Origin of the sequence: Nocardia lasii, from assembly GCF_042658545.1 — a bacterium.
In the GTDB taxonomy this organism is placed as follows: Bacteria; Actinomycetota; Actinomycetes; order Mycobacteriales; family Mycobacteriaceae; genus Nocardia; species Nocardia lasii.
The window spans coordinates 335,766-359,869 of record NZ_JBHSQN010000011.1; the positions used below are offsets into that span (position 1 = coordinate 335,766).

General features: G+C 62.2%; 17 protein-coding genes. 6 read left to right on the forward strand and 11 right to left on the reverse strand.

All coding sequences use genetic code 11. From position 1 onward, the window contains the following. Window positions 1–53: 53 nt before the first annotated feature. Window positions 54–257: a cold-shock protein gene (locus ACFP3H_RS17650; RefSeq protein WP_378607220.1), complete on the reverse strand. Its 204-nt coding sequence runs from the start codon at window positions 255–257 to the stop codon at window positions 54–56. Between the two features lie 416 nt (window positions 258–673). Between ACFP3H_RS17650 and ACFP3H_RS17655 the strand changes: the two genes are divergently transcribed. Beyond that, window positions 674–1,462 carry an MHYT domain-containing protein gene (locus ACFP3H_RS17655; protein WP_378607223.1) on the forward strand — a complete coding sequence of 263 codons (789 nt, stop codon included), beginning with the start codon at window positions 674–676 and terminating at the stop codon, window positions 1,460–1,462. A gap of 3 nt (window positions 1,463–1,465) precedes the next feature. Here ACFP3H_RS17655 and ACFP3H_RS17660 read toward each other — a convergent pair whose 3' ends face one another. Continuing rightward, entirely contained in the window at window positions 1,466–1,669 is a 204-nt protein-coding gene (locus ACFP3H_RS17660) for a cold-shock protein (protein WP_378607226.1), read from the reverse strand. 189 nt (window positions 1,670–1,858) lie between these two features. Between ACFP3H_RS17660 and ACFP3H_RS17665 the strand changes: the two genes are divergently transcribed. Beyond that, window positions 1,859–2,494 (forward strand): hypothetical protein, encoded by a 636-nt coding sequence (locus ACFP3H_RS17665; RefSeq protein WP_378607229.1) that lies wholly within the window; start codon window positions 1,859–1,861, stop codon window positions 2,492–2,494. Between the two features lie 14 nt (window positions 2,495–2,508). On the opposite strand, the gene ACFP3H_RS17670 is transcribed toward ACFP3H_RS17665, so the two are convergent. Both ACFP3H_RS17670 and ACFP3H_RS17675 read right to left on the reverse strand, forming a co-directional pair. Further along, a complete protein-coding gene (locus ACFP3H_RS17670; RefSeq protein WP_378607232.1) occupies window positions 2,509–3,132 on the reverse strand; it encodes a CAP domain-containing protein in 624 nt (207 codons plus the stop codon). Window positions 3,133–3,313: 181 nt separating this feature from the next. Then, complete coding sequence (locus ACFP3H_RS17675) at window positions 3,314–4,216, reverse strand: hypothetical protein (protein ID WP_378607235.1); 903 nt, start codon at window positions 4,214–4,216, stop codon at window positions 3,314–3,316. Between the two features lie 96 nt (window positions 4,217–4,312). On the opposite strand from ACFP3H_RS17675, the gene ACFP3H_RS17680 reads away from it, so the two are divergent. Then, entirely contained in the window at window positions 4,313–4,864 is a 552-nt protein-coding gene (locus ACFP3H_RS17680) for a dihydrofolate reductase family protein (protein ID WP_378607237.1), read from the forward strand. A gap of 16 nt (window positions 4,865–4,880) precedes the next feature. Here the strand turns inward: ACFP3H_RS17680 and ACFP3H_RS17685 are convergent, their stop codons facing one another. After that, window positions 4,881–5,420: a hypothetical protein gene (locus tag ACFP3H_RS17685; RefSeq protein WP_378607240.1), complete on the reverse strand. Its 540-nt coding sequence runs from the start codon at window positions 5,418–5,420 to the stop codon at window positions 4,881–4,883. Between the two features lie 205 nt (window positions 5,421–5,625). On the opposite strand from ACFP3H_RS17685, the gene ACFP3H_RS17690 reads away from it, so the two are divergent. Then, complete coding sequence (locus ACFP3H_RS17690; RefSeq protein ID WP_378607243.1) at window positions 5,626–6,900, forward strand: AAA family ATPase; 1,275 nt, start codon at window positions 5,626–5,628, stop codon at window positions 6,898–6,900. A gap of 173 nt (window positions 6,901–7,073) precedes the next feature. Here the strand turns inward: ACFP3H_RS17690 and drmB are convergent, their stop codons facing one another. From drmB to ACFP3H_RS17720, 6 genes are all read right to left on the reverse strand, one after another. Then, window positions 7,074–8,888, reverse strand: a complete 1,815-nt coding sequence (gene drmB / locus ACFP3H_RS17695; RefSeq protein ID WP_378607246.1) for a DrmB family protein — start codon at window positions 8,886–8,888, stop codon at window positions 7,074–7,076. Next, on the reverse strand, window positions 8,869–12,039 hold the full coding sequence (locus ACFP3H_RS17700) for a helicase-related protein (protein ID WP_378607249.1): 3,171 nt from the start codon (window positions 12,037–12,039) through the stop codon (window positions 8,869–8,871). Before ACFP3H_RS17700 ends, drmB begins: the two co-directional genes overlap by 20 nt. Then, window positions 12,036–13,550 carry a nuclease-related domain-containing DEAD/DEAH box helicase gene (locus ACFP3H_RS17705; RefSeq protein ID WP_378607252.1) on the reverse strand — a complete coding sequence of 505 codons (1,515 nt, stop codon included), beginning with the start codon at window positions 13,548–13,550 and terminating at the stop codon, window positions 12,036–12,038. The genes ACFP3H_RS17700 and ACFP3H_RS17705 overlap by 4 nt, the downstream gene beginning before the upstream one ends. Further along, a complete protein-coding gene (locus ACFP3H_RS17710) occupies window positions 13,547–18,268 on the reverse strand; it encodes a sacsin N-terminal ATP-binding-like domain-containing protein (protein ID WP_378607255.1) in 4,722 nt (1,573 codons plus the stop codon). The genes ACFP3H_RS17705 and ACFP3H_RS17710 overlap by 4 nt, the downstream gene beginning before the upstream one ends. Before the next feature lie 163 nt (window positions 18,269–18,431). Next, window positions 18,432–19,496 (reverse strand): DNA cytosine methyltransferase, encoded by a 1,065-nt coding sequence (locus tag ACFP3H_RS17715; protein WP_378607258.1) that lies wholly within the window; start codon window positions 19,494–19,496, stop codon window positions 18,432–18,434. An 86-nt stretch (window positions 19,497–19,582) separates the two neighbouring features. Further along, window positions 19,583–20,611, reverse strand: coding sequence for a DNA cytosine methyltransferase (locus tag ACFP3H_RS17720; RefSeq protein ID WP_378607261.1), 1,029 nt, complete (start codon window positions 20,609–20,611; stop codon window positions 19,583–19,585). A 631-nt stretch (window positions 20,612–21,242) separates the two neighbouring features. Between ACFP3H_RS17720 and ACFP3H_RS17725 the strand changes: the two genes are divergently transcribed. Continuing rightward, window positions 21,243–23,060, forward strand: coding sequence for an ATP-dependent nuclease (locus ACFP3H_RS17725; protein ID WP_378607264.1), 1,818 nt, complete (start codon window positions 21,243–21,245; stop codon window positions 23,058–23,060). Next, complete coding sequence (locus ACFP3H_RS17730) at window positions 23,060–24,088, forward strand: DNA cytosine methyltransferase (protein WP_378607267.1); 1,029 nt, start codon at window positions 23,060–23,062, stop codon at window positions 24,086–24,088. Before ACFP3H_RS17725 ends, ACFP3H_RS17730 begins: the two co-directional genes overlap by 1 nt. Window positions 24,089–24,104 lie beyond the last annotated feature (16 nt).

Genomic DNA, 24,104 nt, shown 5'->3' on the forward strand with positions numbered 1-24,104 from the left:
ACTCCGCACCATCAGGTGCGGAGCTTCACATTCATACGTTGGTCAACGCAGAACTAGATGACGCGAACGTCCTGAGCCTGCGGGCCCTTCTGACCCTGACCGACCTCGAACTCCACGCGCTGACCCTCTTCGAGGGACTTGAAGCCCGAGCCGCCGATGGCGGAGTAGTGAACGAAGACGTCCGGGCCGCCTCCGTCTTGGGCGATGAAGCCGAAGCCCTTTTCGCCGTTGAACCACTTAACAACACCCTGTGCCATTTCAAAAACCTTCTGTAGACGAGCTAGGCCCTAATAGTCCGGTCCTGGTCTCGATGTCCACCATGCCACGATCTTGCGAATTCCTCCACATCCCACTGTGCAAAGTGTGCGAACTGTGAGGAACGCAACCCTGCGATGGTGCCAGTTGGTGCTGTCGGGATCGTGACTCACGCCGCTTTCGACCCGATGCTGACGGTATGCCGCCGCAGTTGCTGGTCGGATGCCGAATTTTCCGGCGTGGCGAACCGAACCGATTGGCACGCTTCACCATAGAGAACTCCATCCGATAGTGACACGTCATCGTCAGCAGCCCTTTACATTTTCCCGGAATCCGGCACGGCAAATTCCCTACCAGCGTATTTTCCGTGAACGCGAGGGTTCGCACGCCTCGCGAAAATCCGCACGAGGGAGCAACGGTGCTCAATATCAACCATTTCACCTACGGCTGGGTGACCCCGCTGTTGGCGTATCTGATGTCGGTCCTCGGCTCGATGCTGGCGCTGCGTTGCATGGTTCGCTCGCGCGCGTCGGGAAGCCACGGCGGCTGGCTCACCGCCGCCGCGATCGCCCTGGGTGGAACCGGAATCTGGGTCATGCATTTCATCGCGATGCTCGGCTTTTCCGTGCACGGCGCGACCATCCGCTACAACGTGCCCGTCACCCTGTTCAGCGCGGCGGTCGCGATGGGGGTGGTGTGGCTGGGGCTGTCGATCGTCGTGCGCCGCGGCTGGGACAGCGCCGCGCTGCCGGTGGGCGGCACCATCACCGGCCTGGGCGTGGGCGCCATGCACTACTCGGGCATGTACGCGATGAAGACCGACATCGCGCTCGTCTACGAACCGATCGTGGTCGCCCTGTCGATGGTGATCGCCGTCGTCGCCTCCACCGCCGCACTGTGGTTCGCCCTGCACGTACACGGCTTCCTCGCCACCGTCGGCGCGGCCCTGCTGATGGGCGTCGCGGTGTGCGGCATGCACTACACCGGCATGTTCTCGATGAGCGCGCACACCACCGCGCACGCCGCCCACGCCACCGGCGCGACCGCCGCGCAGCTGCTCACCCCGCTGATCATCATCATCAGCATGATCACCATGATCCTGCTGGTGCAGGTCGGCATCACCGAGGCCGAGGACCCCACCCTCGCCCGCCCGACACACGGTCAGCGCGCGAGCCGGTTCTGGCCCAGCGGACAGAATTCCGGCTGAGCCCTACGCGGCGGACACGTCGTGGGCCTCGGGCCCACGCCGGGTCTGGGTGACCGAGTACTCCACGCGCTGCCCGTCGCGCAGCGTGCGAAAGCCCTCGCCGATGAGTTCGGTGTACTCGACGAACACCTCGGGGCCCCCGTCGTCGGGCGCGATGAACCCGAAGCCCTTGCCGCTGTCGAACCAGGTCACGATCCCGCTTGGCATCAACCGACCTTCCGATTCCTGTGTCTGCCGGCTAGAACCGCCAATTCTCCCACGCCCGCGCGTCTTTCGCGGCCCCCGCAGGCCGGATCTGCACCCATATCGATACACCGTCACCCCTCCTTACCGAATTTGCCCACCCGTAACCGCGAGACACCGACTGCCGCACCGGTTTCGGGGTACAACCTGTTCATGAGTTTCCCGGTTTCCTTCGGGTTCGCCCAGGCCGGCCTGCTGGCGCTGATCGTCCTCGCCCTCGCCCTGCTCGTCATGGCGGTCACCTCGCGTCGCCGTGGCGCCAAAGCTGTTCTCGGCCGGGCGGTTCCCGGTTTGGCGCTGCTGGTGGTCGCGGTAGTCCTGCTCTGGATCGCCACCCTGCTGCAGACCTATCTCGGCCTCACCGGCGAGATCAAGGCCGCCCACGTCGTCGCTAAACCCGTTGCGGGCCAACCGCACCACCTCGACCTCGAACTCACCGAGTTCGACGAGGACGGCACGGTGCACCGCTCCACCCATCGCATCGTCGGCGACCAGTGGACGTTGCAGGCCAACATCGTCGAGCTGGAACCGTGGGTCAACGCGCTGGGTTTCCACTCCGGCTACAAGATCAGCCGCCTCTACGGTCAGCGCACCGACGGCAAGGCCACCAACCAGGACCACGTCCTGCTCAACGGCGGCGACCGCGACTTCTTCGAGGACATGAACGAAGACCGCTGGTACACCTCGCCTTTCGTGCGCTCGGCCTACGGCAACGCCGTGATCGCCACGCCCGGTGAGTACGATGTGTTCATCTCCCGCGACGCGATCAAGGTCCGTCAGACGGACTGAGCGCCGATCGCCGGTCAGGGCGTCGCGAAGACCTGCACCCATTGCGGCCCCTGCGCACCGAACCCGACCCCGATCCCGGTGTCGACCAGCTGACAGTTCACGATAGTGGCCCGATGTCCCTCGCTACCCAGCCAGGAGGCGACGACATCGGCTCCCGCCGACTGCCCCGCGGCCAGATTCTCCGCGACCTGCGCGGGCACGTACCCCGCCGCCGCGACCCGATCGGCCGTCCCCGCGCCCTCCGGCGAACTGTGCCCGAAGTATCCGCGCGCCGCCATGTCGTCGGCGTGCGCCTGTGCCGCGGCCGCCAGGCGCGAGTCCTCCAGCAACGGCGCACAGCCCTGCTGCCCGCGCGCGGCGTTGACCGCCGCGAGCGCCTGCGCCCGCTCCGTGCCCACGTCGGGCGTCGGCGCCACCTGTGGCTGTGGCTGCTGTTGCGGTTGCTCGGCCGACCCCGGCGGAATCTGATCCGCCGACCCCGCCCCCGCTCCCGCCGATCCGGCCCCCGACGAACCCGCACCGGCCGAACCCGGCAGCAGCGGAATGAGCGGTAGCGGCAACGCGGCCGCCGTAGCGGCAGGTGCCACCAGCGCGGCCGAAAAAGCCGCGACGACAAGGGTTTTCCGAAGACGCTGCATAACTCTCAGTCCTAGTCCCGACCCAGGCTGACATTTCCGGCGATCTTGTGAGACCCGTCAACCAGGGTAGAAGCCCAGCACCACATCTCAACCAACCAATCGGTCACGATCACCCCCACCACCCCCGAGATCGTGACCTCCACGGCATTGACTCCCCACGTCCCCCCACCGCGGAAACCGCTCAGTCGAACAGCTCGCCCGCCCGCGTGGCAGTCACCGCTTGCAACAACCAGATATTGAGCTGATCCAGATCGTCGGTCGCGACCAGAAGCTCCCGCTGCGCGGCCGACAACTCGATTCCCCGCCCGGTCAACACAGTCAACACAGAGCGCGCCACCCCCTGCGCGACCCCTTCCTCGATCCCCTCCTCACGACCTTCCTCACGCCCCTGAGCCCGCAGTCTCCGCGCGGACTCCGACCGGAAGAACGACAGATCCGTATCCATGTGGTCCCTCCACAGTTGCGCAGCGTCGGTATGCGAAATTCCCTGTTCGATCAGTTCGGCATAGAACTCGGTCTCATCGTCGCACCCACGCCTGCGGAATGCCACGATGATCGACTCCAGTATCTCACCGATCTCCGGCTCGCGAGCGTGCGTTATCGCCGACAGCGCAGCCAACGGCAGGTCGGCGAGCACCTCGGTCGGGTCGGTGACGGCCGGGACGTTGTGCGGACCGAGGACCACCGGGTACAGCGCGAAGCTGGTCCATCCGCGATACGCGAGCTTCAAGGGCTGACTCGCCCAGGTCGCGGTCTCCTTGTCGTGGCAGACCACCACGAGCACGACCGGCAAGCCGTACTTGTTGTGTAGGAAGGTGACGTAGTACGACCAGGCTGCGAGCCTGGTGGCATCTCGACTCGACTGCGCCTCGACAACGAGCAGGAACTCGTCGTCGGCGGTCGTGACCCGCAGGATCGTGTCCGCACGACGTTCGACGGGCGTTGTCGAGGTGAGATCGACCGAAATCTGTTCCACCGCAACCGGGGTCGGGAACGGAAGGTCGAGAACCCGGAACGCGTGAGCTACGGCGGCGGCATTGTGTGTGAAGATCCCATGCATCGCCTCGTGCGATGAGCTGACCATGCGCGAAGGCTATCAATTCTCGAACAGGAGTTCGAATCAGGCAAATACCCCATAGTGCGCCGATGAGTTTCGCGCGCGGAGGAGGTCTACTCGAGTATGAGAAAACTGGTTTATGGGTTCGGTGTGACCGTTGACGGCTTCATCAATGATCGTGACGGCAAAATCGACTGGACCGATCCCGACGAGGAGCTGCATCAGTTCCACAACGACCGGTACCGCGAGATCGAGGTCTCGCTGCACGGTCGTAGGCTCTACGAGCTGATGGCCGACTACTGGCCGGACGTGCCGGCGGACGCACCGCCCATCATGCGCGAGTTCGCCGAGCTGTGGACCAGCAAGCCCAAGGTCGTCTTCTCCCGCACCCTCACGGAGGTGGGTTGGAACAGCACCCTGGTCAGCGACAACGCGGTCGAGGCGGTCCGCCGGCTCAAGTCCGAAGGTGACGGCATCATCGAAGTCGGCGGCGCGAACCTCGCCGCCTCCCTCATGCCCCACCACCTCATCGACGAGTACCAACTGTTCGTCTCCCCCATCGTCCTCGGCGGCGGCACCCCCATGTTCCCGCCGCTGCCCGCACCCATCCCCCTGCGCCTGGTCGAGACGAAACACTTCGCCCAGGTCGTCATGATGCGCTACCTCGCCGACTGATTCCGGACCCGACCCATCACCCGTTCTGCGGGACCCAGGGCCCGTCCCCCAACGGCAATTCCCCACCGCGCACCCCGAGGTCCGCGCGAGCACACTCGTAGAACGCATTGCGCTTGTGCCCCGCGGCCTCGTACGCGCGCAGGTACTCCTCATGACTCATCGGCGCGCCCAACGCCACGAGACTGAGCTCCCACACCGCCTTGTTCCACACCCGCGCCGCCGCAACAGCTTCAGACGATCCGAGCAACAACACCATCTCCCATTTCAGCGTCTTCACCGAATCGGCCTCAGCCAACATCGACGGCCCCTCCGCCGCGGAGATCGGCTGCGCCGCAGTCGGAAACCCCTTCTCCGCCGCCATCCGCTGCGACACCACCGCGAAATCCTTCAACGCGTGCGCGAACTCGCTGTACGCCACCAACCGCCGATCATCCCACCGACTCCCCTGCACCCGCCGCCACTTGGCCCGCTCCGTCAACGCGGCCCCCGCAAACGTAGCCCCCGCCCCGAGCAGAACCCCGACTACCGTAATCACCTGCTGCACAACGGCATTCATCCACCCATTGTGCCGCCGACACCGACCCGACGCCACGAACCCGAGAACGTCCCCGACGCCCCTCACCACACACGCGCCCGGCGGCACGCCCGGACACCGCCAGCTGATGAACACAGCCACTCCCATCCGCCGGTTCAGTGATAACAGACCCACGATTTGGTAGATTGACTACGAAATAGAGGTTTTATTCGCAAGGAGGCGGCTGATGCTCATCCGATTCGAGGTGGAGAACTTCCGCTCGATCCACGAGCCCGCCGAACTGTCGATGGTCGCCATCGACGACCGCGTGGAAGCCCGGTCCTTCCCGAAGTTCGCCGCGTCCCTCGTGCCGGTCGCGGGCATCTTCGGCCCCAACGCTTCAGGCAAATCGAACATGCTCGCCGCACTGGCCTGGCTCCGGTCAGCGGTTCAGAACTCGCTGCGGTCGTGGGACGACGAGATCCCGGTCGAGCCTTTCGCTTTCGGCGATGCCCGCGACCGCGATTCGTCGTTCGCACTCGAACTCGAGATCGACGGAATCCGCTTCGAATACCTGCTCGACGTCGGCAGGCACCGGGTCAGTTACGAGGCACTGTTCCACTATCCGGAAGGACGACGTCGACGGATTTTCGAACGTGAGGGCAACGACCTCACCCTGCAACGCGGCCTGGGCGCCGTCTCCGGCACGCGTGCGTTGTTGACCGACCGCTCGCTGGCCCTGTCGATCATGCGGCGCTTCGACGAGCCGACAACCTCCGCGTTCACGCAGGCCCTGCTTCGCACGAGCGCACTGGGCAAACCTCTGGACCGGTCCCGACGCTTCCCGATCACCCGGCTGCACTCGACCCTGCAACTCTTCGACGCCCCCGCCGAGGACGGCTTTCTCGATGCCGAGGACGGGCCGGTCGACGAGTCCGAGTGGAGAACTACCCGCCGTGAGGCGATGGCGCTACTCCGACTAGCCGATCTCGGTGTGGCCGATGTGGTGATCGAGGAAACCCGGATCGAATCCAGCCGGGGCGAGCCGGTGGTGCGCCGAACCCCGAAACTCGTCCATCTCGCCGACGCCGATCGGCTGCCCTTCGAGTACCACGACGAGTCCGCCGGGACACAGACATGGTTCGAACTCATCGGCCCCGTGCTGTCCGCCCTGCGCGACGGCAGCATCGTCCTGTTCGACGAACTCGACGCCAGCCTGCACCCGACACTCACCGCACAACTCATCAAACTCTTCACCCTGAACTCGTCCAACCCACACGGCGCCCAACTCCTGTTCACCTCCCACGACACCAACCTCCTGAACCACCTCAACCGCGACGAGGTGTGGTTGACCGAGAAGACCCCCGCCGGATCAACCCGCTTCGCCGCCCTGTCCGACTTCGCCGGCGAACGAGTACGCCGCTCCGCCAACCTCGAAAGCAGCTATCTCAGCGGCCGTTTCGGCGCTCTACCGGACGTCTCCCACCCGGAATTCCTGCGCGACCTCGGGCTGATCGGGTGAGCGCCAAGGATCGCGGTAAGAAGTCGAAGGCTCTCAAGCGAACAACGGCAACGAGACCGACTCGAACGACGTTCCGCGTGGGCACCGAACCGCGACTATGCACGATCCGGTGAACCGTCACCCTTCGTGCAGCGGCCCCGTCCCACGTGTTGTTCAGCCGGATGCCCGACTGGTCATGGCTGGGCGGCGGCTGTCCTGATCTCGGCGAGCACTCCATCGAGGAGTCCACGGACCTCCATTCCGCCCAGCACAAGTTGTCGATCAAGGAGGCGGTTCGCTGTCTCGCAAGAAGTCTCACTGACGAGCGAGCACCCGTGGCAAGCCGAGAGGTTCAGTTGGGACGAGCCTTGGCTGTCACTCTCGATACAGACTGGATCATTCGAGCAGAAGTCTGCATCTTCGAGCGCCGACACAAGCAGCGGGATAAACTTCTCGGGCTCACCAAGTCTGACAAGACCGCCAAGCGTTCCCTGCGCGTCGCCCGCGGCCGTGTAGATCAAGATGCCAGCGGTCTTGTCTGCGCGGTCGGTGCTCGCATATATGCGCTCTTGGAGGGCTGCAGACGCATACCCGCTCTCAAAAGCAAGCCGGCGGATAAGCAGGTGGGCGATCGTGTGTAAAGCAATGTAGCGGGGTTCTGGAACATCCAATCGATTCTTTGCCCATTCGAGGCCTGCACGACGCCGTTTGAGGATGCCCGCGCGAGCCTGAACATCAGGCAACGACTCCCAATCGGAAAGCCGCTGCTCATCGAACCGCAAGAAGATGCCTTCGCCGAACATCTCGATCGCCGGATAGGTCGGATAGCGATGCTCGTTCGGTCCGATATCTGCACGGATTAGCGCCGCATCGGCGTCGTATCGACGGAAACCTCTAAGTACCCGAACTTCTCGAACTCGACGGACCTGCCCCACGCCAGTGATGATGTCGAGGGTTCGGGGCCCATCCGTCTCCCGAAGCGAACGGCCGTCCACAACGAAGTCTTCACCGCTCGTATCTCGCCGGTTCGGCAGCTTCTTGAGGAACGCCGCCCACTCGCCGTCCTTGAGGTCGAGCAGTATCTCGTCGGCGGTTGAGCCTTCACCAGCGGCCAACGCAAGAACGGCTTCGGGAGCGACCCCGAACTCTTCAGCGATCCACCCAGCCACAATTTCGGCCTGAGGTCCACCATTGTCAGCGATGATCTTCGCGAAGTAGACGTGTCCTCGGATCTTTTCTGCGACCTCGGCTGACTGTGGTCGTTCCTCTGGGATGTCGAGTGCCGAAATTCGCTCCGCGATGTAGTTGCCGGTTGCTCCTCGCTGCACCCCGACAAGAGGGTGCGGACACGGCTTCCTGTCCACCGCGTTTTCGGGCTCCCATGGCTGGCGGCTGCTACACCGGATACCGTCACGACCGAGGGATCCCTTGCCGACAAGCTCGGCAAACGAACGAGAGTTTCCGCATCCATGACAGGTGACGATCAGCGATCCCAAGCCTTCACCATGTGAAGCAATCTTGCGGAACCGCAACTCCGTGTAGGCACGGCAGACCCGTATGGCTTCGTTCAACTCTGCCTCTCGCCCGCGGTGAACCCACTGGAACCAGGGAATGTCCTGGATGTGGCTGCCCTTCGCACAGATGGCGACGAACCTCATTGGAACAAGCAGTCCACCGCACTCGCAGTGGTTGTCCCACTTCCCTTTCTTACGCCCGGTGAGCTTCGAGAGCTTGCCGCATCGTTCGCAGAAGCGCCACGCCGGAAACCTCCAGTAAAGAAGTGAGGCCGTGTCCTTGCCTACACGTCCAGAATGTGTAGGAGGTTGTCTGAGGACACCTGCCCCAAGCCTTGCGATGAGGCGCTCACAGACAACTTCCTGCGCGAACCTGGTATCCCACCAGGATGTGTCAGGAGCCATGAGGGACTCCCCGCGGATATCAGTAATCGCTCCTACGCCGAACGGCGTGATCGTCTCAGAAAGTCTGAGATCATGCATGATCTTCTCCACGAAGCACCTCCTCTTGCGGTTCCTGAACCGCGACGGCCACATTCGGTTCGACAGACCGCATTGAGTCACCCACTAGCCAACCTTCCCCGGAATCCCCAAACCTCTTGAGTAAGGCGCCCGCCTCAGATTTTGAACGGTGCTCGTACTCGAGTCCCTTCTTCTCTTCCCGCGCTCGATCAGCCCGTCGGTCCCAGTCGCGCAGAAGTCTCCAGACCGTGTCTTCGGTCTCTTGGAGCTCGAGCGACTCGGATTTGCGTACGTAGGAAAGGAAGTTCCCCACAGACCGCTCCACCGCCTGGCGGAATCGGTTGTCCTCGAGGTCAAACCGGACGGCACCGTCGTTGGGAGCCAACGGAGGGATCGTTTGTCGCAGCAACGCGACCAAGGCTCCGGCGAGGGAACGGTCTCGTGAGGCCAACGACCATGGGGTCACGCTAGTCGGTTCAACGCTGCGGTAGAGCGCTTCGTGGTAGCCGCGGAAAGTTTCGAAGTGGGAGCGATCCCTCGCTCTGCTCGAACGGAACAACGTCACGACGACGCCACGGACATCGCCTCGTCCGACGCGGCTTGTGGCCTGGATGTACTCCGCTGTGGTTTTGGGTTGTCCAACCATCAACATCGCTGCCAGGCGCGGAATATCAATTCCCACAGAGAGCATATTCGAGGAAAGCACGACATCCACAGCATCGTCAGACTCGTCAACTCGCGTTCGCAATGCGCGGAGATCCTTGGGCAGTTCCTCCGCACCGCGCCTGCTGGTCAATTCGAGAACCTTGCCTGCCCTGACCTGCCGGAATGGAATGCCGAGCCGCTCGGCTCTCGGGTCGAGACGGCCATTGACGTCATCGACAACAAGGGTGCTGGTCCGTCCCAATTCCCGGAGGCTGTTGTGATACAGAACCACAGTCCAATAGGCGTCCATAGTGGGCGTCACTTCGCCGTTTCGCGCCAGCACATGAGGCAATTCGAACAATGGTGTGACTGCAGAAATTACCGCAGACGGTTGCGACACGGACTGCGGCATCAAACCGACGTACAGGCGCCCTTCTCCATTTGGAACAGGCCGAGAGAAGAACGTCCGGTCATCGTCGAGTCCAGACGGCGGGTAGAGAGCTACCTTTCGCCCGTACAGTCCTTGCACCTGGTCGTCGGAGGCTCTGATGGTGGCTGTCGAGGCAACGATCTTCGGAGTCGTACCGGAGCGGCTGAGCAGCACCTGGATTACCGCATCGAAGACGGCCACCGTCGTGCCGAGCGGGCCCGACAGAAGGTGCAGCTCATCCTGGATAATCATCGATGGTTGTTTAAAAGTCGTACCGATACCAAGGAGCCGCCCTGCTTCGGGCTTGAATTGGAGTCGCGCAAATTTGTCAACTGTCGCGAGCAGGATCGTCGGCGGATCGTCATAGATGGCCTCATCGACAACCTCAAGGGGAAGCCGGTCGTGGAACTCGCACTCCGCGTTCAGACAGTACAGAACTGTGCCATTACCCTCCCGCCGAACGCCATAGTCGGACGGTTTATTGCTCCGATGGTTTGGCACCAGAGAGGTTTGACACCAGGGACAGCTCTCGACTTGAAACTCGTTGGCCTCCTCAGGGCGCGCTGCCTTGGTCAGCCGATCGAGGGATGCCAGCGCATTTCGGCGGGTTCCCGGGGTCACTTCATTGCCCACCCACAGCCCGATCGAAAAGGGCGACATGCCATTCACACACGGATGATCTACACGCATGAGTTCCATGGCACAGACGAGGGCAGCAGCACGTTGGAACTGCTGCGACGTCAGCAGGCGAAGGGTATACCTGGTCAGGATAGCAGTACCGCCTCCAGCCAATCCGTGAACGAGCCGTCTACGGAAAATCTCGATTGATGCAAGACCCAGATACGCCTCGGTCTTGCCGCCACCGGTGGGGAACCAGATGAGGTCGACCAGGTCCCGGTCGTCGTGTTCAGGGTTGACAGTGGAGGCCAGCGCCACGAGTAGAAAGCCGAGTTGGAACGGACGCCAGTGAGGCTCGCGTGGATCCTGTCCGCGTGCCTTCTCCCCTTGGCGCATCTGGAGCCGCATGGCTGTCATACCAAGCGCAAAGGCGGTGCGCACCTGAACCTGTCGAGGATCCCTCAGAAGTTCGACGCCCTGCATCATTCGCACAGCAGCACGCTCGGACCGTTCGACGATACGACGTGCAACCGGGGCATCACGCCCGAATTCTTCTACCCGCCCGCTCTGCTCGTTGCTCCATTGTGCGAATGCTACGACAAATGCATCCAGCGAACCGAGCACGGCCTCAGGGCTTTCACCAATGGAAGCGAGAAACCGCAATTCCAGGGCTTGGGCTTCTACACTCGCCGCATCGAAGCCTGTCGTCTCGACCGCGGGGACAACAAAAGCCGGAACCGGATCGAGTGATACTCGGGTACAGCCCTCGTCACCGAGTTGCCAGTCGGCGGCCATACCGTGACCGACCGCGAACACCTTACGGTCCCGGTAGCGGACACGTAGTTCTGCGGCCTCGGGATCGGCATCGAACGCCCGAGATGTGTCGTACTCCAGGATGTGGCCCCGTGTCACGCACACTGAAAGGCCTGTTTGGAACACCATCAGTTGCACGTCGCGCTTCTCATCATCGGTTGCCCACGTCAGCACGCGGACATGCACCGTCACAAGCTGAACGCCCTTGAACTCTCGCCATCGAGCGCCGATCTCCATCGGCACGTCGCCAGCGCTGATCTGGTGTGGACCAGTCCCCTTCGAGAGCGCAAGATCAGCGAAGGCATGTGGGGTTCGCTGCCACCGTGGTGGACCGTCACTTTCGACCTTGGCATATGTCCCGCAGGCGAAGTCGACGCTCACCGTATCGGCATCAGTGATGAAAGAGATCGCTACCGACGACGGGCGCCAGTCCTCTGCGAGAGGAATAGCAGCTCCGGACTCTTCGACGTCTCCATCAATGACGTCTGCCTCAGTATCTTCAACTTCTTGTCCTCGCCCTTCGCCGCTGCTCGGTTTCCCTTCCCGCGGAAATAGCATGCCGACCGCATACTGTTTGTGCGGAAGATTGCGGACGATCTCATGAGCACCCGCCTCCGGCCCTACATAGGAGTCCCTGAGATGGTCGAGGGCGTCCTGTTGCGCTCCGGTGAGATTCATTTCCCGGCCCGCTTCCGGACAAGGCCTTGTAGTCGTTTCCTGTCCTCTGCGGAGACAAGTATGTGCAGAGTCACTCGCGCACGGGTCACTGACACATAGAAGGCTGCGATGCCTCGATCGTCGAGCTCCGGAAGGCCACATACCACGACGTGTTCAGCTTCGAGTCCCTTGGAGTGGCGCGGCGAGGTGACGACGAACTTTGCATCTCCCAACCGTGGTACTGCATCTGAGCAGACATCAATGATCCAGATGTCGTCCCGCCGTACCCCATCGCTGACCAATACTTTGGAAATGTTCTCTGCAGCCGTTACGTCAGCTTCTCCGTCAACGTTGTGCCAGTGCACTTTCTCGCCATTGACGATGCCCGGGTCCCCCACGTCAGCACCCAAGTATTCCTGCACAATGTGGACGATCGCGCGGGTGTTTCGTACGTTCTTCTTAAGATGGAGCTGAGTCGCCTCGATCTTGACCAGTTCGCACACGTCACGGTCGAACTCCCCATCGACGTGGGCTTGATTGTTCGGGTCCAGGAACATCCTCCAGCGCCCGCCTGCGCGTCCGCCTCGAATCACCTGGTCCAGTGCATCCATGCCGTCCGCATTCATGAGGTCTTGTGCCTCGTCAACGAAGACGACGTCGTACTGCTTACCGTTCGCGAGGTCTGCGAAAGGTATCAGGTCGATACCCCAACCTTCGATTAGAGGGCCGAAAAACCGAATCAGAGCTGGCGATCGGAAGGTAATCAGCACTGCGTTTCCCTCACCTGCCTCCTGCCTCGCCGCCTCGGCGAGAATGAGAGACTTACCGGTACCCGCTCCGCCGAAAACCAGCATGCGCGGGTTCATCGCGAGTGCTGAAAGCACCTGTGCCTGACCCTCGGTCGCCCGGTTCTGCTCCTCAATAAGAGCACCACGCTGAGCATCAATGGCAGGAAGACGACTGAACTCACCAAAGAGACGATCGCGCAGAGCATCCGAACTCGCAATCTTCTGCCGCGGTGGAGCCTTGCGCGCACCCTCGGCCACGGACTTGATTGCCGTTGTGATGCCAGCGACACTCATGGTTTCCTTCGCCCACCAGTGGCTGCTCTTCCACTCCACGGACAACGGAGGCGCGTCGATGTCAGGAGTGACAACGACAGCTTCGTGCGCAAACCAGCCGGCCTTCTCCTCGTCGAGAATGTCCCGCAGGGCGAATGTCGCAGTCTGTGCCTGCTGCATGGGCGACTCCCGAAGCTTGTGCCAATCGCCGCGGCGGTCGATGCTGTACCAGGTGCCCTCATATTTGCGCACGCCACCGCCCTTGACTTCCAAAACGATGATAACGCCATTCCACAACAGGACGAAATCAGCTTCTGCCTGTTGCTTAACCGAGTGACTACGAAGCTTGACGGAGTGAAATGCCACTGCGTCTCTGGGTCCCTCAACCTGCTGCAAGAGCCTCGCAACGAGGGTTTCTCCACGACTGGTGCTCGATGTCTCGATATCCCTGAGACTAGGAACCAGGATCACGCGTTCTGTTCCTTCCACAGATCCTCATACTCGCGGTAGCTGAGGAAGTCGTTGACCGCTCCGAAATTGTCTGCGACATCGACGATGAGGCACTCCTCCTTGCCGCCGTTCTCTGTGCCACGCAAACCACGTCCAGCCATTTGGATGTAGGAACCGGGGCTGAACGTGGGGCGCGCGATGTAGAGCGCGCGGACACCTGGAGCGTCGAAACCCTGGACCAGCAGGTCACAATTGGTAAGAATGCGAATCTCCCCGTCCTTGAACCGCTTGATCACGTCTCGCCTCTCCTGGCGTCCCGTCTGCCCACTGACTGCTGCAGCTTTGACCCCCCGGTACCGCAGTGTTGCTGCAAGCACCTGTGCGGAAAGGATACTCGGCATGAAGACCAAGATCGGCCAATCGTTGTCCTGCGACAGGATGTGATCGACCAGCACTCTCATTCGTGCCTGATCTCGACCGATACGTTCGAGGAGGGGTCGATCAACCTTGCGTTTGTCCTGGATCTCGCGCAGCTCTCCTTCGCTCAGCACGACCTCGACGCCAGGCAGCACCTCATGTTTGACCTTGGCGAGAACGCCAAGTTTCTGCAGCTGGCTATATGCATCGACTTCGAAGGCGACTAGCTTTTTGTTACCGAATCTACCGGCAAGCTCCTTGGTCTGCTGGCCGTCCTCGGCCCGACCTTTGAACGGCGTCGCTGACAGCCCGACGAGAGGACGCTCCCAGTTGTGTCCATCTACACCCAGCCAACTAAAGATCTGCCTGTACCGCTTGGAGCTTCCAGCTCGATGCGCTTCATCAACAAACACAGCTTGTACATGACGGAGCCATTGGTATTCGGGCTGGTGCAGAATCACCTCAAGCTTGGCATCCGTGGCGACGACAATGCTGACCTCGGTATCCGGTTCATGGATGGCGTTCCCCTCCCATAGACGTCCAATTGACAGTGGACGTTCATCAGCGAGGTAGCGCCAGACTGTGATGAAGGTCTGAACAGCCTGCTCGCACAGCTCGACGGATTGCGCGATCCACAGGACCGTCCCGCTCATGACCTCGTCCTGGAACAGTTTCAGCACCGTCTGTGTGGCTACGCGAGTCTTTCCTGCGCCGGTCGGAAGCTCGACCATGGCTTTCTGTGCCAGCCCCTTGTCGGAGCGTTGAGTGAGAACACTTCGAAGGTCCTCGCTGATCTGTTTCTGGTACTTGTGCAGGCCGTTCAACTTCACGGCACCCGGAACGATGAACTCTTCCGGCTGTCGCTCTTCTTTACGTCCCGCGTATTTGGTGCCGAACCCCATCTTACGAAGCCAGTCGATCGTCTTTCCACCTCCGGTCCACCCGGTCGGGACGTCCGGGTAGCCCTCGAGACGGAACTGTTCAGCTAGCTGTTTGACGGAGTCGCTGCCATACACGGTAAGGAAGAGCTCAGCGACCGACGATGAATTGTCGACAAGGTTCTGCGCCTCGAGCGCCTGCCACAGGCCACGCGGCAGGTTCTCCTTCAGAGTGTCTTCACCGAAGAAGACTTCGAGTCGCTCAGCATCATTTGTGGCCGCGCGCGCCTGCTGGCGCCCCTCTTCCAGTCGCTGGTCCAGAGCCACCTGTTCAACGTTGTTGAGGTCCGCGTTGGAAAGTCCGAGTTCAAAGGCTGTGTTGACCGTTTCGAGGACCTGACGCTCGCTCAGCTCATTGGGTACCACTAGAGTCAAACCATCGAGGTGCCAAGACAAAGGCCGATCCTCGACACCATCTTCGGTTGTCACTCGCTTTGCGATGTACAGCGCCCGGGCAACCATCGCGTGGACCAGCTTCCCGGAGTCGAAAAGCCATGATTCCTGTAGACCAGGGTAGAGATCGACAACTGGGTCAGCATCCTGTCGCCCCTCGACAATCGTGGAAAATGCAAAACTGTCTTCGAACCGCTTGCATCCGACAATCGCGACGAAATCGTCGACGTCCGTCTCCTCGACGCGAAGGTGGGGTTTCTGCTTCTGACTCAGTAGTAACTGCTGTTCGTTGTTGGTTGCCAGGTACACCATCCCAGGTCTACGACCCTCAACCGCACGACCGACCCGCGCAGGGATCTGATTCGGGTGGCCGTCAACATAAGCGATCCTGCTAGCTTTCAGGACGAACGATGCCAGGGCCACGTCTTTGACGCCCGGCTTGAAGATGTCCTGGCTCAGTGCCTCGCGAAGAACATCTGCAGGCACGTCGGCAATATCGCGTGGAAGGTCGAGCTTGTCCTCGACAGATCGAGAGCCCTGGTACAGCGGGAGAAAGTCCTGGAACTCCAGCAGCGAAGCCGAAACCACCTGTGACGGGGGCAGTGAGCCTTGCGATGAAATGACGAGCCCCGCCATGGTGACTGCCCAGCGCACCGGAGACGGAACCTTTCTCGGTCGCTGAGCGTCGATATCCTCGCAGGTCCAGACGGGATCCTCGTCTAGTTCGAGCAGTTTGCTTGTCCACTCGGCCCGTATTGATTCCGGCGCGCCTGATTTTGCCATCAGCAACAAAGCCGAGAACGGCCCTGCACCAAGGTACTGGTCGAACTCGATTCTCTCGACGGGACGTTCTCCAGAACCGAGCCTGCTGTTCAGATGAGCGAGCACGAAGTCGTGGTATTGATCTGCGCAGACCTCGTCCTCGAGCGGGTAATCGTGGGTTGGCTTGTGGATGACGCCTGCAGCACGCGCGACCTCAAAGACACATCGGTCGCGGTCCAGCCTTCGATTGCCGAGGCCAGCACTTAGACCGTCAATGTCGAAGACACTTCCAGGAGTAGCCCAGCCTCCGTCTACTGTCGGTACTTTGAGGTTGCCTTTGTCCTTCTGCTGCACGATTCGCGATGCTTCCTCCAGGCGAATGTCCAGCACAGCATCCCAGAACTTCTCATGGTCCTCGACACCCGCAGTCGGCGACAGCTTGTCGATCCGGGCATGGAGGATTGCCACTGGGTCAAGGTCACGAAATCCCTGCTCTCTAAGGATTTTCTCGATCCCACCGATAGCCAGGAATTCCGGAAGGACGAAACTCGATCCCTCGAACTCGATGTCGTCCACCCGTTTGAGGAAGACTTGCGCCCCGTCTCCCAACGCTTTGAGCCCATCAGTTGTCGGAATGATATTGGCCCGTCGGATTCCTTCGATGTTGGGATGTAGACGAACAAAGTCGAGCGCGCGAGCAGCCGAACGCACGTCTCCCGCAGCCCACTCCCGGAGCCACGACCGGATCCCCCGCACCTGCACTTGCTCGAGGGCCTTGTTCTCATCACGACTCTGAATTTCAACACGCTCAGGCTCCACGCTGAACGCGTACATCTGACGGAGTCGCGCGAAACGGCGAGGAGTCGAGTAACAGCGCCAATGAGGAACATCGTCGCCAGTGCATGGCGATTTGATCCAGGCCTCGTGATCCCGACTCGCGACATCCGGTACGAAGAAGCTCAACGGCACCAGTTCATCAGGTAGACAGAGCCGTCCCTTGCCGTCCGGCACCAGGCAAGACTGTGCCGCGAGCTTGGGAACGTGAGCCGAGAGCAGGTCGTCACCGAACGACAGAATCTCTCGTCCACGGGCAGGCATGTAGTCCAGGTGGGCTGCGGGATCATCGACCTGGACCACCCGAGGCAACAGGTCGACGAACATCTTCGAGAGCGTCAGCACGATCTCTCTGTTGTACTGGTTCTTCAGCAACGTAGTACGATCATCGTTCACGCTCCAAGGAGCATTGAAGAGCGCCGATGCAGTGGTCTCGTCTTGGAGAGGGAAGTAGGACCAGAACTCGCCGGTCTGGCGGTCGGCGTAGCGCTCAGGCATCGCGACTGTCACCTTGACCTTCTCACGTGAGACCGCTTCACCTACCTCACGCCGGGCTTCAACACTGGGTGAGTGCATTTCGCTTTCGACATGCCAAACAGTGTCCTTGCCGTCGGGCCTTTCGATCTGGAATTTTCCGTTGCCAAGTGTGCGCGAGATATGGCTGGTTGCGAATTCGTCGCCTGGGCCCACCACACGCAGGTGTACCTCACGAACGGCTTCGACGAACAGCAGGAACTCCGACCGGAACCCCTCGATCTCCTTACTTAGGCCAGCCAGCTTGCGTACATTCGGCAACTTGACCACCGTCGCCGCCCACTGTGAAAGCTCATTGAGAATCGGGTCCTTCGCGAATTCCCCATCGACATCCGGAATCTGGGTCGCAGTACGAAGAACGGGAAGCCTCTTCGCGACACTTCCGACACCCTCCAGTGCTCGGTTCGCCTCGATCGAGTTGAACTCGAACGAAACGGACCGGCTGAACACCTGCGGCTTGTCGGTCACTGCGAGGACCGACTTGAATCCGAGCCCGAAGCGGCCGATCTCATCGCCCCGCTTGCCGCTGAGATGCGCATGGGCAAGTGCCGTCAGGCCTGTACCAGAGAACGGGCGCCCCGCATTGGCGCAATAGAGCGTGCCGCTGTGTAGATCAAGAACGATCTCGACGCGACCGTCGGTGCTGGAAGCAGCATGCATCCCTGCCATGGCGTCAGCCGCATTCTGCACGAGCTCGAGCAGTGTCCGGTTCGCGTACCCGCCAACCCTGATCGACTCCTCATGGTTCGCATGCTCCGCAACCAGGTTCGGGTTCGCCCTATACGAGTCTATTGCCCGCGCGAACAGGCCCTCGAGCTCCGCAATGAGAGCACGGTCCGGCACCCACTCGCTCGTCGTCATTTCGACACCTCCCACTTGCGCACCACCCATCAGTCGGCGATAGGAGGTCTCACTCCCCCGCACGGGGTAACAGTATCGATTCCGCCTGAACATTCCGAACGGGAACGAAAGTTGTTACCTGGCCGATGTGTGTCATCGGCGGGCAGGACGGCTTCGCTACAGGTCAGACGAAGAGATGGTTCATGTGCTGGGAGTAGTCGAGGGGGGCTGAATCACGCGTATCCAGCCACGGGCGGTCTAGCACCTTCGTCGCCTCCTCGGGGTCCACGCTGAAACCCAACGCCGCCGAAAGCACATGCAGTGCCAACACGGGTGGAATGGCGTTGCCGATCTGCTGGGCGATGTCGCTGCCCGACCAGGGGTAGTCGAGCGGAAAGGTCTGTAGGCGGCCCGCCTCGGCCAGGCTGAACCGCGAGCAGGGGGAACCGGTGCTGTCGACGATCTGGTTGCGCGAGACCTTCCCGGTGATGGTTGCCGAGGGTTGCCGCGAACTCCGACGGCCGCGCAGTTTGGGGTCGCCACCCGTGCCGTAGTTGGAGATGACCTGGAAGTCGTAGCCGCGGTTCAGGGCATCGCCCATCGTCTCCCATGGCAACTGTGTCGCTTTGCCCTGCGTCCGGTCGACGCCCTTTCGATAGGGGCGATGCGTGGCGTCCGGCAACTCGGGATCGGATACGCGACTCGCGACGAGGATGGCGCGTTTGCGCGTTTGCGGAACGCCGTACTGCTCGGTGCGCAGGACGCGGGCGGTGGCCTCATAGCCGATCCCTGTCAGGACGTCGCGCATCCGTTGCCAAATAGGCAGCACGGCCGGAACCTGTTCCAGCACGATGAATTTGTACGGATCTCCGCGACGGTGCGCTTCCAGCGCCCACCTGAGCGGCTCCAGCACCAGCCCTGTTCGCTCATCCTCCAGCCCGGCCAGGTCTGCTCTCACGTCGTCGTTCGCGGCCATGCGGTCGACGAAGCCCAGCACCTCGTCCAGAGCTCTCCGTCCCGCGCCGGATCCCGCGACAGTGAAGGTCTGGCATGGCGGACCGCCCGCGAGAATCCAGGCGCCCGGCACATCCGCCGGGCCGAAGTCGCGCACGTCGTGCGGCTGATCGTTCAAGCCCGCGGCACCCCTGGTCATACAGGCGTTGCGGTCCCACTCGAACCCGTAGACATCCAAACCCAACCACCGCGCGGCCACGTCGAGCCCACCCGGTCCGGCGAACAGGTCGACCATGTCCGCTCGGCGTGGGAGCGTCGGCTCGTGGTCAGTGGGCATGACACGAGATCTTAGCCGGCGCGCGGGGCCCGTGACACCGGCAGTCAGCGGGCGGACAGGGCCGTCTTCAACGCCGCTCCCAGAGCGTGCGCGAACGGGGGCGGTGTGGCATTGCCGACCTGGCGATATCGCGCGGTCTTTCGTCCCTCGAAGGTCCAGTACGGCGGGAATCCCTGCAGGGCCGCGACCTGGTCGACGGTGAGTTTCAGCATGTGGTCGACACCCTGCGAGGGATTCCAGACGAAGTCGGCCGACGGCACCTCGTCGGCGAGCGCGCGACCGTTGACCCCGAACTTCGCCCATGCGCGGACCGAGCCCTGCGGACCCAGGTCACCGCCACCGCGATCCCATGAACCTCCGACGATCGTCGGCGAGATCCCGTCCGCCTGTGCTGCCCATTCGGTTGCCTGCGGCCAGCCGCGCGCACCCATCGAGCCACGCAGAACCGCGCCGACGGTCATGCCGAGCGCGGGCGGTGTCGGGCGCAGGTTCGTGGTGAAGTCCTCGACCCCGCCGTCACGGAAGGCGACCATGACCGCGTACTCGCGGTGCTGCGGGACGCCGAAGTCGCAGGCATCGACCAGCAACCAACAGCACTCGTACCCCGCGTCGTCGAGATACTTGGCCACGCGGGCCCGACTCGACTCGTACTCGTCCCGTTTCAGCAGGTCAGGAACATTTTCGAGCAGCAAGGCGCGTGGTCGCAATTCCGCCGTCAGCCGTGCGGTCGTCTCGAAGAGTTCGAGCTCCCAGCCGCTGCCCCTCGGCCGCGAGGCTGTCGCCGCCGATTTCACCCGCGGCAGCCCGGCGGCGAGAACGTCTATCTCGTGGTGCGCAGGCAGATCGGACCTGGGTTCGAACCGGAGCAGGTCTTTGTGCAGCACGTTCCAGCCGGGGCGGTTCGCTCGCAGCGTCTCGCACGCCACATCGCGGTTGTCGAGTAGAAGGACGGGGTCGAAGCCCGCCTGTTCCAATCCGAGCGCGAGTCCGCCCGCACCGGCGCACAATTCGAGCGAGGTGAGGCGCGTCGTTCGAATCAGGCTGTGCGGAGTGTGATCTGGTTCGATCCCCATCGCTGTAAGGATAGCGCCCAGGGCAAGGCCGCGTCGGCGTCACTGGGCACACTGGGGACCATGACCGATTGGGTGCCAACGCGATACGTGTCCCCGGAAGTGCTCGCCGCGAACCAGACGCCGAAGGGTGGGTTCACGATGTGCGCCCGGGCGAGTTGTGCGGGTGATGCGCCTTACTCGCGCAGTCGTCGCCCGTCAGAGCGGCCGCTGCAACCATTCCGATGACACAGGGTCGGCCGGTAAAGGCGGACTCGGACGGCCCCCACCGTAGGCTCCCCTGGGCGTTCCCGACCCTGTGCAGAATCCCAGTCCCGGCCCTGCCGAGTAATGCCCGGCGGGCGTGCATCACCGAAACGACCGTAGCGATGACCGACCGGCGGACCTCGCGTCATGGGTGCACCCGTGCCTCGCGGTACCGGGGTACCCCTGCACTCCCTTCGCCTCCCCCCTCCCAGCGGGTTGGACGAAGCCGCCTGTGAAATCCGAATTGGCAGTAGGACAACAACTTTCACGACAGCGATGAATCGCGAACGCCCTGTTGCGAGTGGTGATCGGCGGTGTAAGTTCGCTGGCACCGCGACATCGTCGCCACGCGAACAGTTCATCCGACACCGACATCAGGGGGACAGTTATGCACGGAGCCGACCACGACACTCTCGGGAAGATGTGGCAGGGCCACGCATTCGAACCCGCGATCCGCCACATCCGGTTCCCCCTGTTCAGAAACCTGTCCACGAACCTCACGATCGAGTTCAAACACCCCATCACCGCGATCACGGGGCCCAACGGGTCGAACAAGTCCGCGATCCTGCGGGCCCTGCAGGGCAGCCCACGGGGAAACGACCTCGGAAAGTACTGGTTCGGTACCGCCGTCGACGAGATCCCACCCGGCGAGCGGCACCGATTCATCTACGGGCGCTATTCGCCGAGCACCGACGGCATCGTGGAGGTCATCAAGACGCGCATCGGCCGTCGTCGCGATTCCAGAACGGGACCGGTCGCCGATCCCGACCTCTTCGAGCCGAGTCGTCCGCTGACAGGTGCGCCGGACAACATGGACCGATTCCTGCGAAGTGTCCCTACCAAGGATGGTGACGCGTCGAAGACCCGGTGGTCGACGATTTCGAAGGATGTCCTCTATCTGGACTTCCGAGCGCAGCTGTCCGCGTTCGACTGGGCTATGAATCACGCGGATGTACAGTTCGAGATCGGAACTCCACAAGAAGAATTGAACCTTGTCAACGCGCGGAAGCGATTGTTGCGCAGCAGGACCTCGCAACTGTCGAAAGCACTCACCGAGTCGCTGTCGTCGGACAATTGGTACAAGCTCGAACGAATAATGCACCCACTGCTGGACATGCCGGACAAGCAGCGAGAATGGGTCGAGCGGATCATCGGAAAGAAGTACTCACGGATTCGACTCATCCAACACCGCTACTTCGGGCGACCCGGCGGCTGGACAGTCATTCTCGAATCGAAGGAAGGCTTGAAATATTCGGAGGCTTTCGCGGGCAGCGGCGAATACGCGGTGGTCCTGCTCGTGCACCGGATCAGCGGAGCACAGGAGAAGTCGCTGATTCTGCTGGACGAGCCGGAGGTATCGCTGCATCCCTATGCCCAGCGCCAGGTGGTCAACTACCTCACCGACGTCGCGAAGCGGCACAAGCATCAGATCGTGTTCGCCACCCACTCGTCGGAGATGATTCGCGAGCTGCCGCCGACGGCGGTGAAGGTGCTGACCATGCGAGCCGCCGACGGCAAGGTCGATCTGCCGGTGCAGGACTCCGCACCGCAGTTCGCCTTCGACGCGATCGGGGCGCACTACGAGCACCCGACCATCGTCGTCGAGGATCGCCTCGCGGCCGAACTGGTCGAACAGGCCCTCGAAGGGCACCCTCGTCGCGATGCCGTTGAGGTCAAGTTCCTGCCGGGCGGGGCCTCCACACTGTGGACCTACTACGTGCCGATGTGGGCCCAGGAGAAGCGAACCGACCTGCTCTTGCTGCTGGACGGCGACCAGCGGATCGATTCCCCCCGACCGATCGAGCAGATCCCACCCGACGACCTCGAAGCCGAGATCTGCCAGACCTTCAAAGACCTCCCCCAACTGCCGTTCAGCGCCTCCGACCCGGGAAGCGCGATACACCGTGCCGATTCGGTGCGGTGCGTGTTGGAGTGGCGGCGCCGGTTCGTCGACTTCCTCCCGTGCTGGACACCCGAGAAGTTCCTCTGGGACTACCGGGTCAAGGTCCCGCAGCGACCAGCCCTGACCACCGCGTCGACGAACGGCAAGGACTCCTGGCGCGAGTACACCGACGCCCAGACAGGCCAGTCCGACGGCGACACAATCCACACGTTCCAGCTGCAGGCACTTCGACGCGTCGAGCCCGACTGTGCGACAATGACCGAAATCCGCAGCATCGTCGACGAGTTCATCGGGAGTTTGTAATGGATCCGAAAGACGTTTCGGTGATCGACTTCTTCTCGGGCTGCGGTGGAACAAGCCAGGGGTTCAAAGACGCGGGCATGAATATTGTGGCCGGAATCGATTTCGATCATGATTCCGCGGAGACGTTCCGGAACAATTTTCGCGGTGCCGCCTTCATCGAATCCGATATTCGGCAGGTCGATGTCGATCAGGTGCGAGAGTTGATGCCCGATGGGCCGACCCTGTTCGCCGGATGTGCGCCGTGTCAGCCGTTCTCACGCCAGAACAAGACCACGACCGCGCAGGATCCTCGACGAAATCTCCTCTATGAATTCAGTCGATTCGTGACGAAGTTGCGACCGGAGTTCGTGGTCGTCGAGAATGTGCCCGGGTTGCAGAACCCGAAGAAGGGTGGGCCGCTCGAGGACTTCATGAAGGCCCTCGCCAAGGCGGGCTACGCGGCGGAATTCGACATCGTGCGCGCACTCGAACTCGGTGTGCCGCAAGAGCGCAAGCGGTTGGTGATCGTCGCCTCGCGAGTCGGCGAGTCCGCGTTGCCCTCGGCCACCCACGATGTTGTCGGGGGCAAGCCCGCGAGCACCGTGCGGCAGGCGATCGGAATGCTGCCGCCGATCCGCGACGGTGAGGTGCACCCGGACGATCCTGATCACGCGACCATGCGCCTGTCGGAGATGAACAAGTTGCGGATCCGCTCCACACCGGAAGGCGGCGACCGTCGCAATTGGGCCAAGGAGTTGGTCCTGCCATGCCATACCGAACACGGCGGTCACACCGACACCTACGGCCGGATGTGGTGGGACCGTGCGGCGTCCGGACTGACGACCCGCTGCATCTCCTACTCCAACGGGCGGTTCGGGCACCCCGAGCAGCACCGCGCCATCAGCGTGCGCGAAGCCGCCTGCCTGCAAACCTTCCCTCCCGATTTCCGCTTCGCGGGGACGTTGACGTCGAAGGCACGACAGGTCGGAAACGCGGTGCCGCCACTGATGGCCAAGCGGATCGGCGAGGCGTTGACTGCCGCGGCGTGAGATCCGATCACGGTGA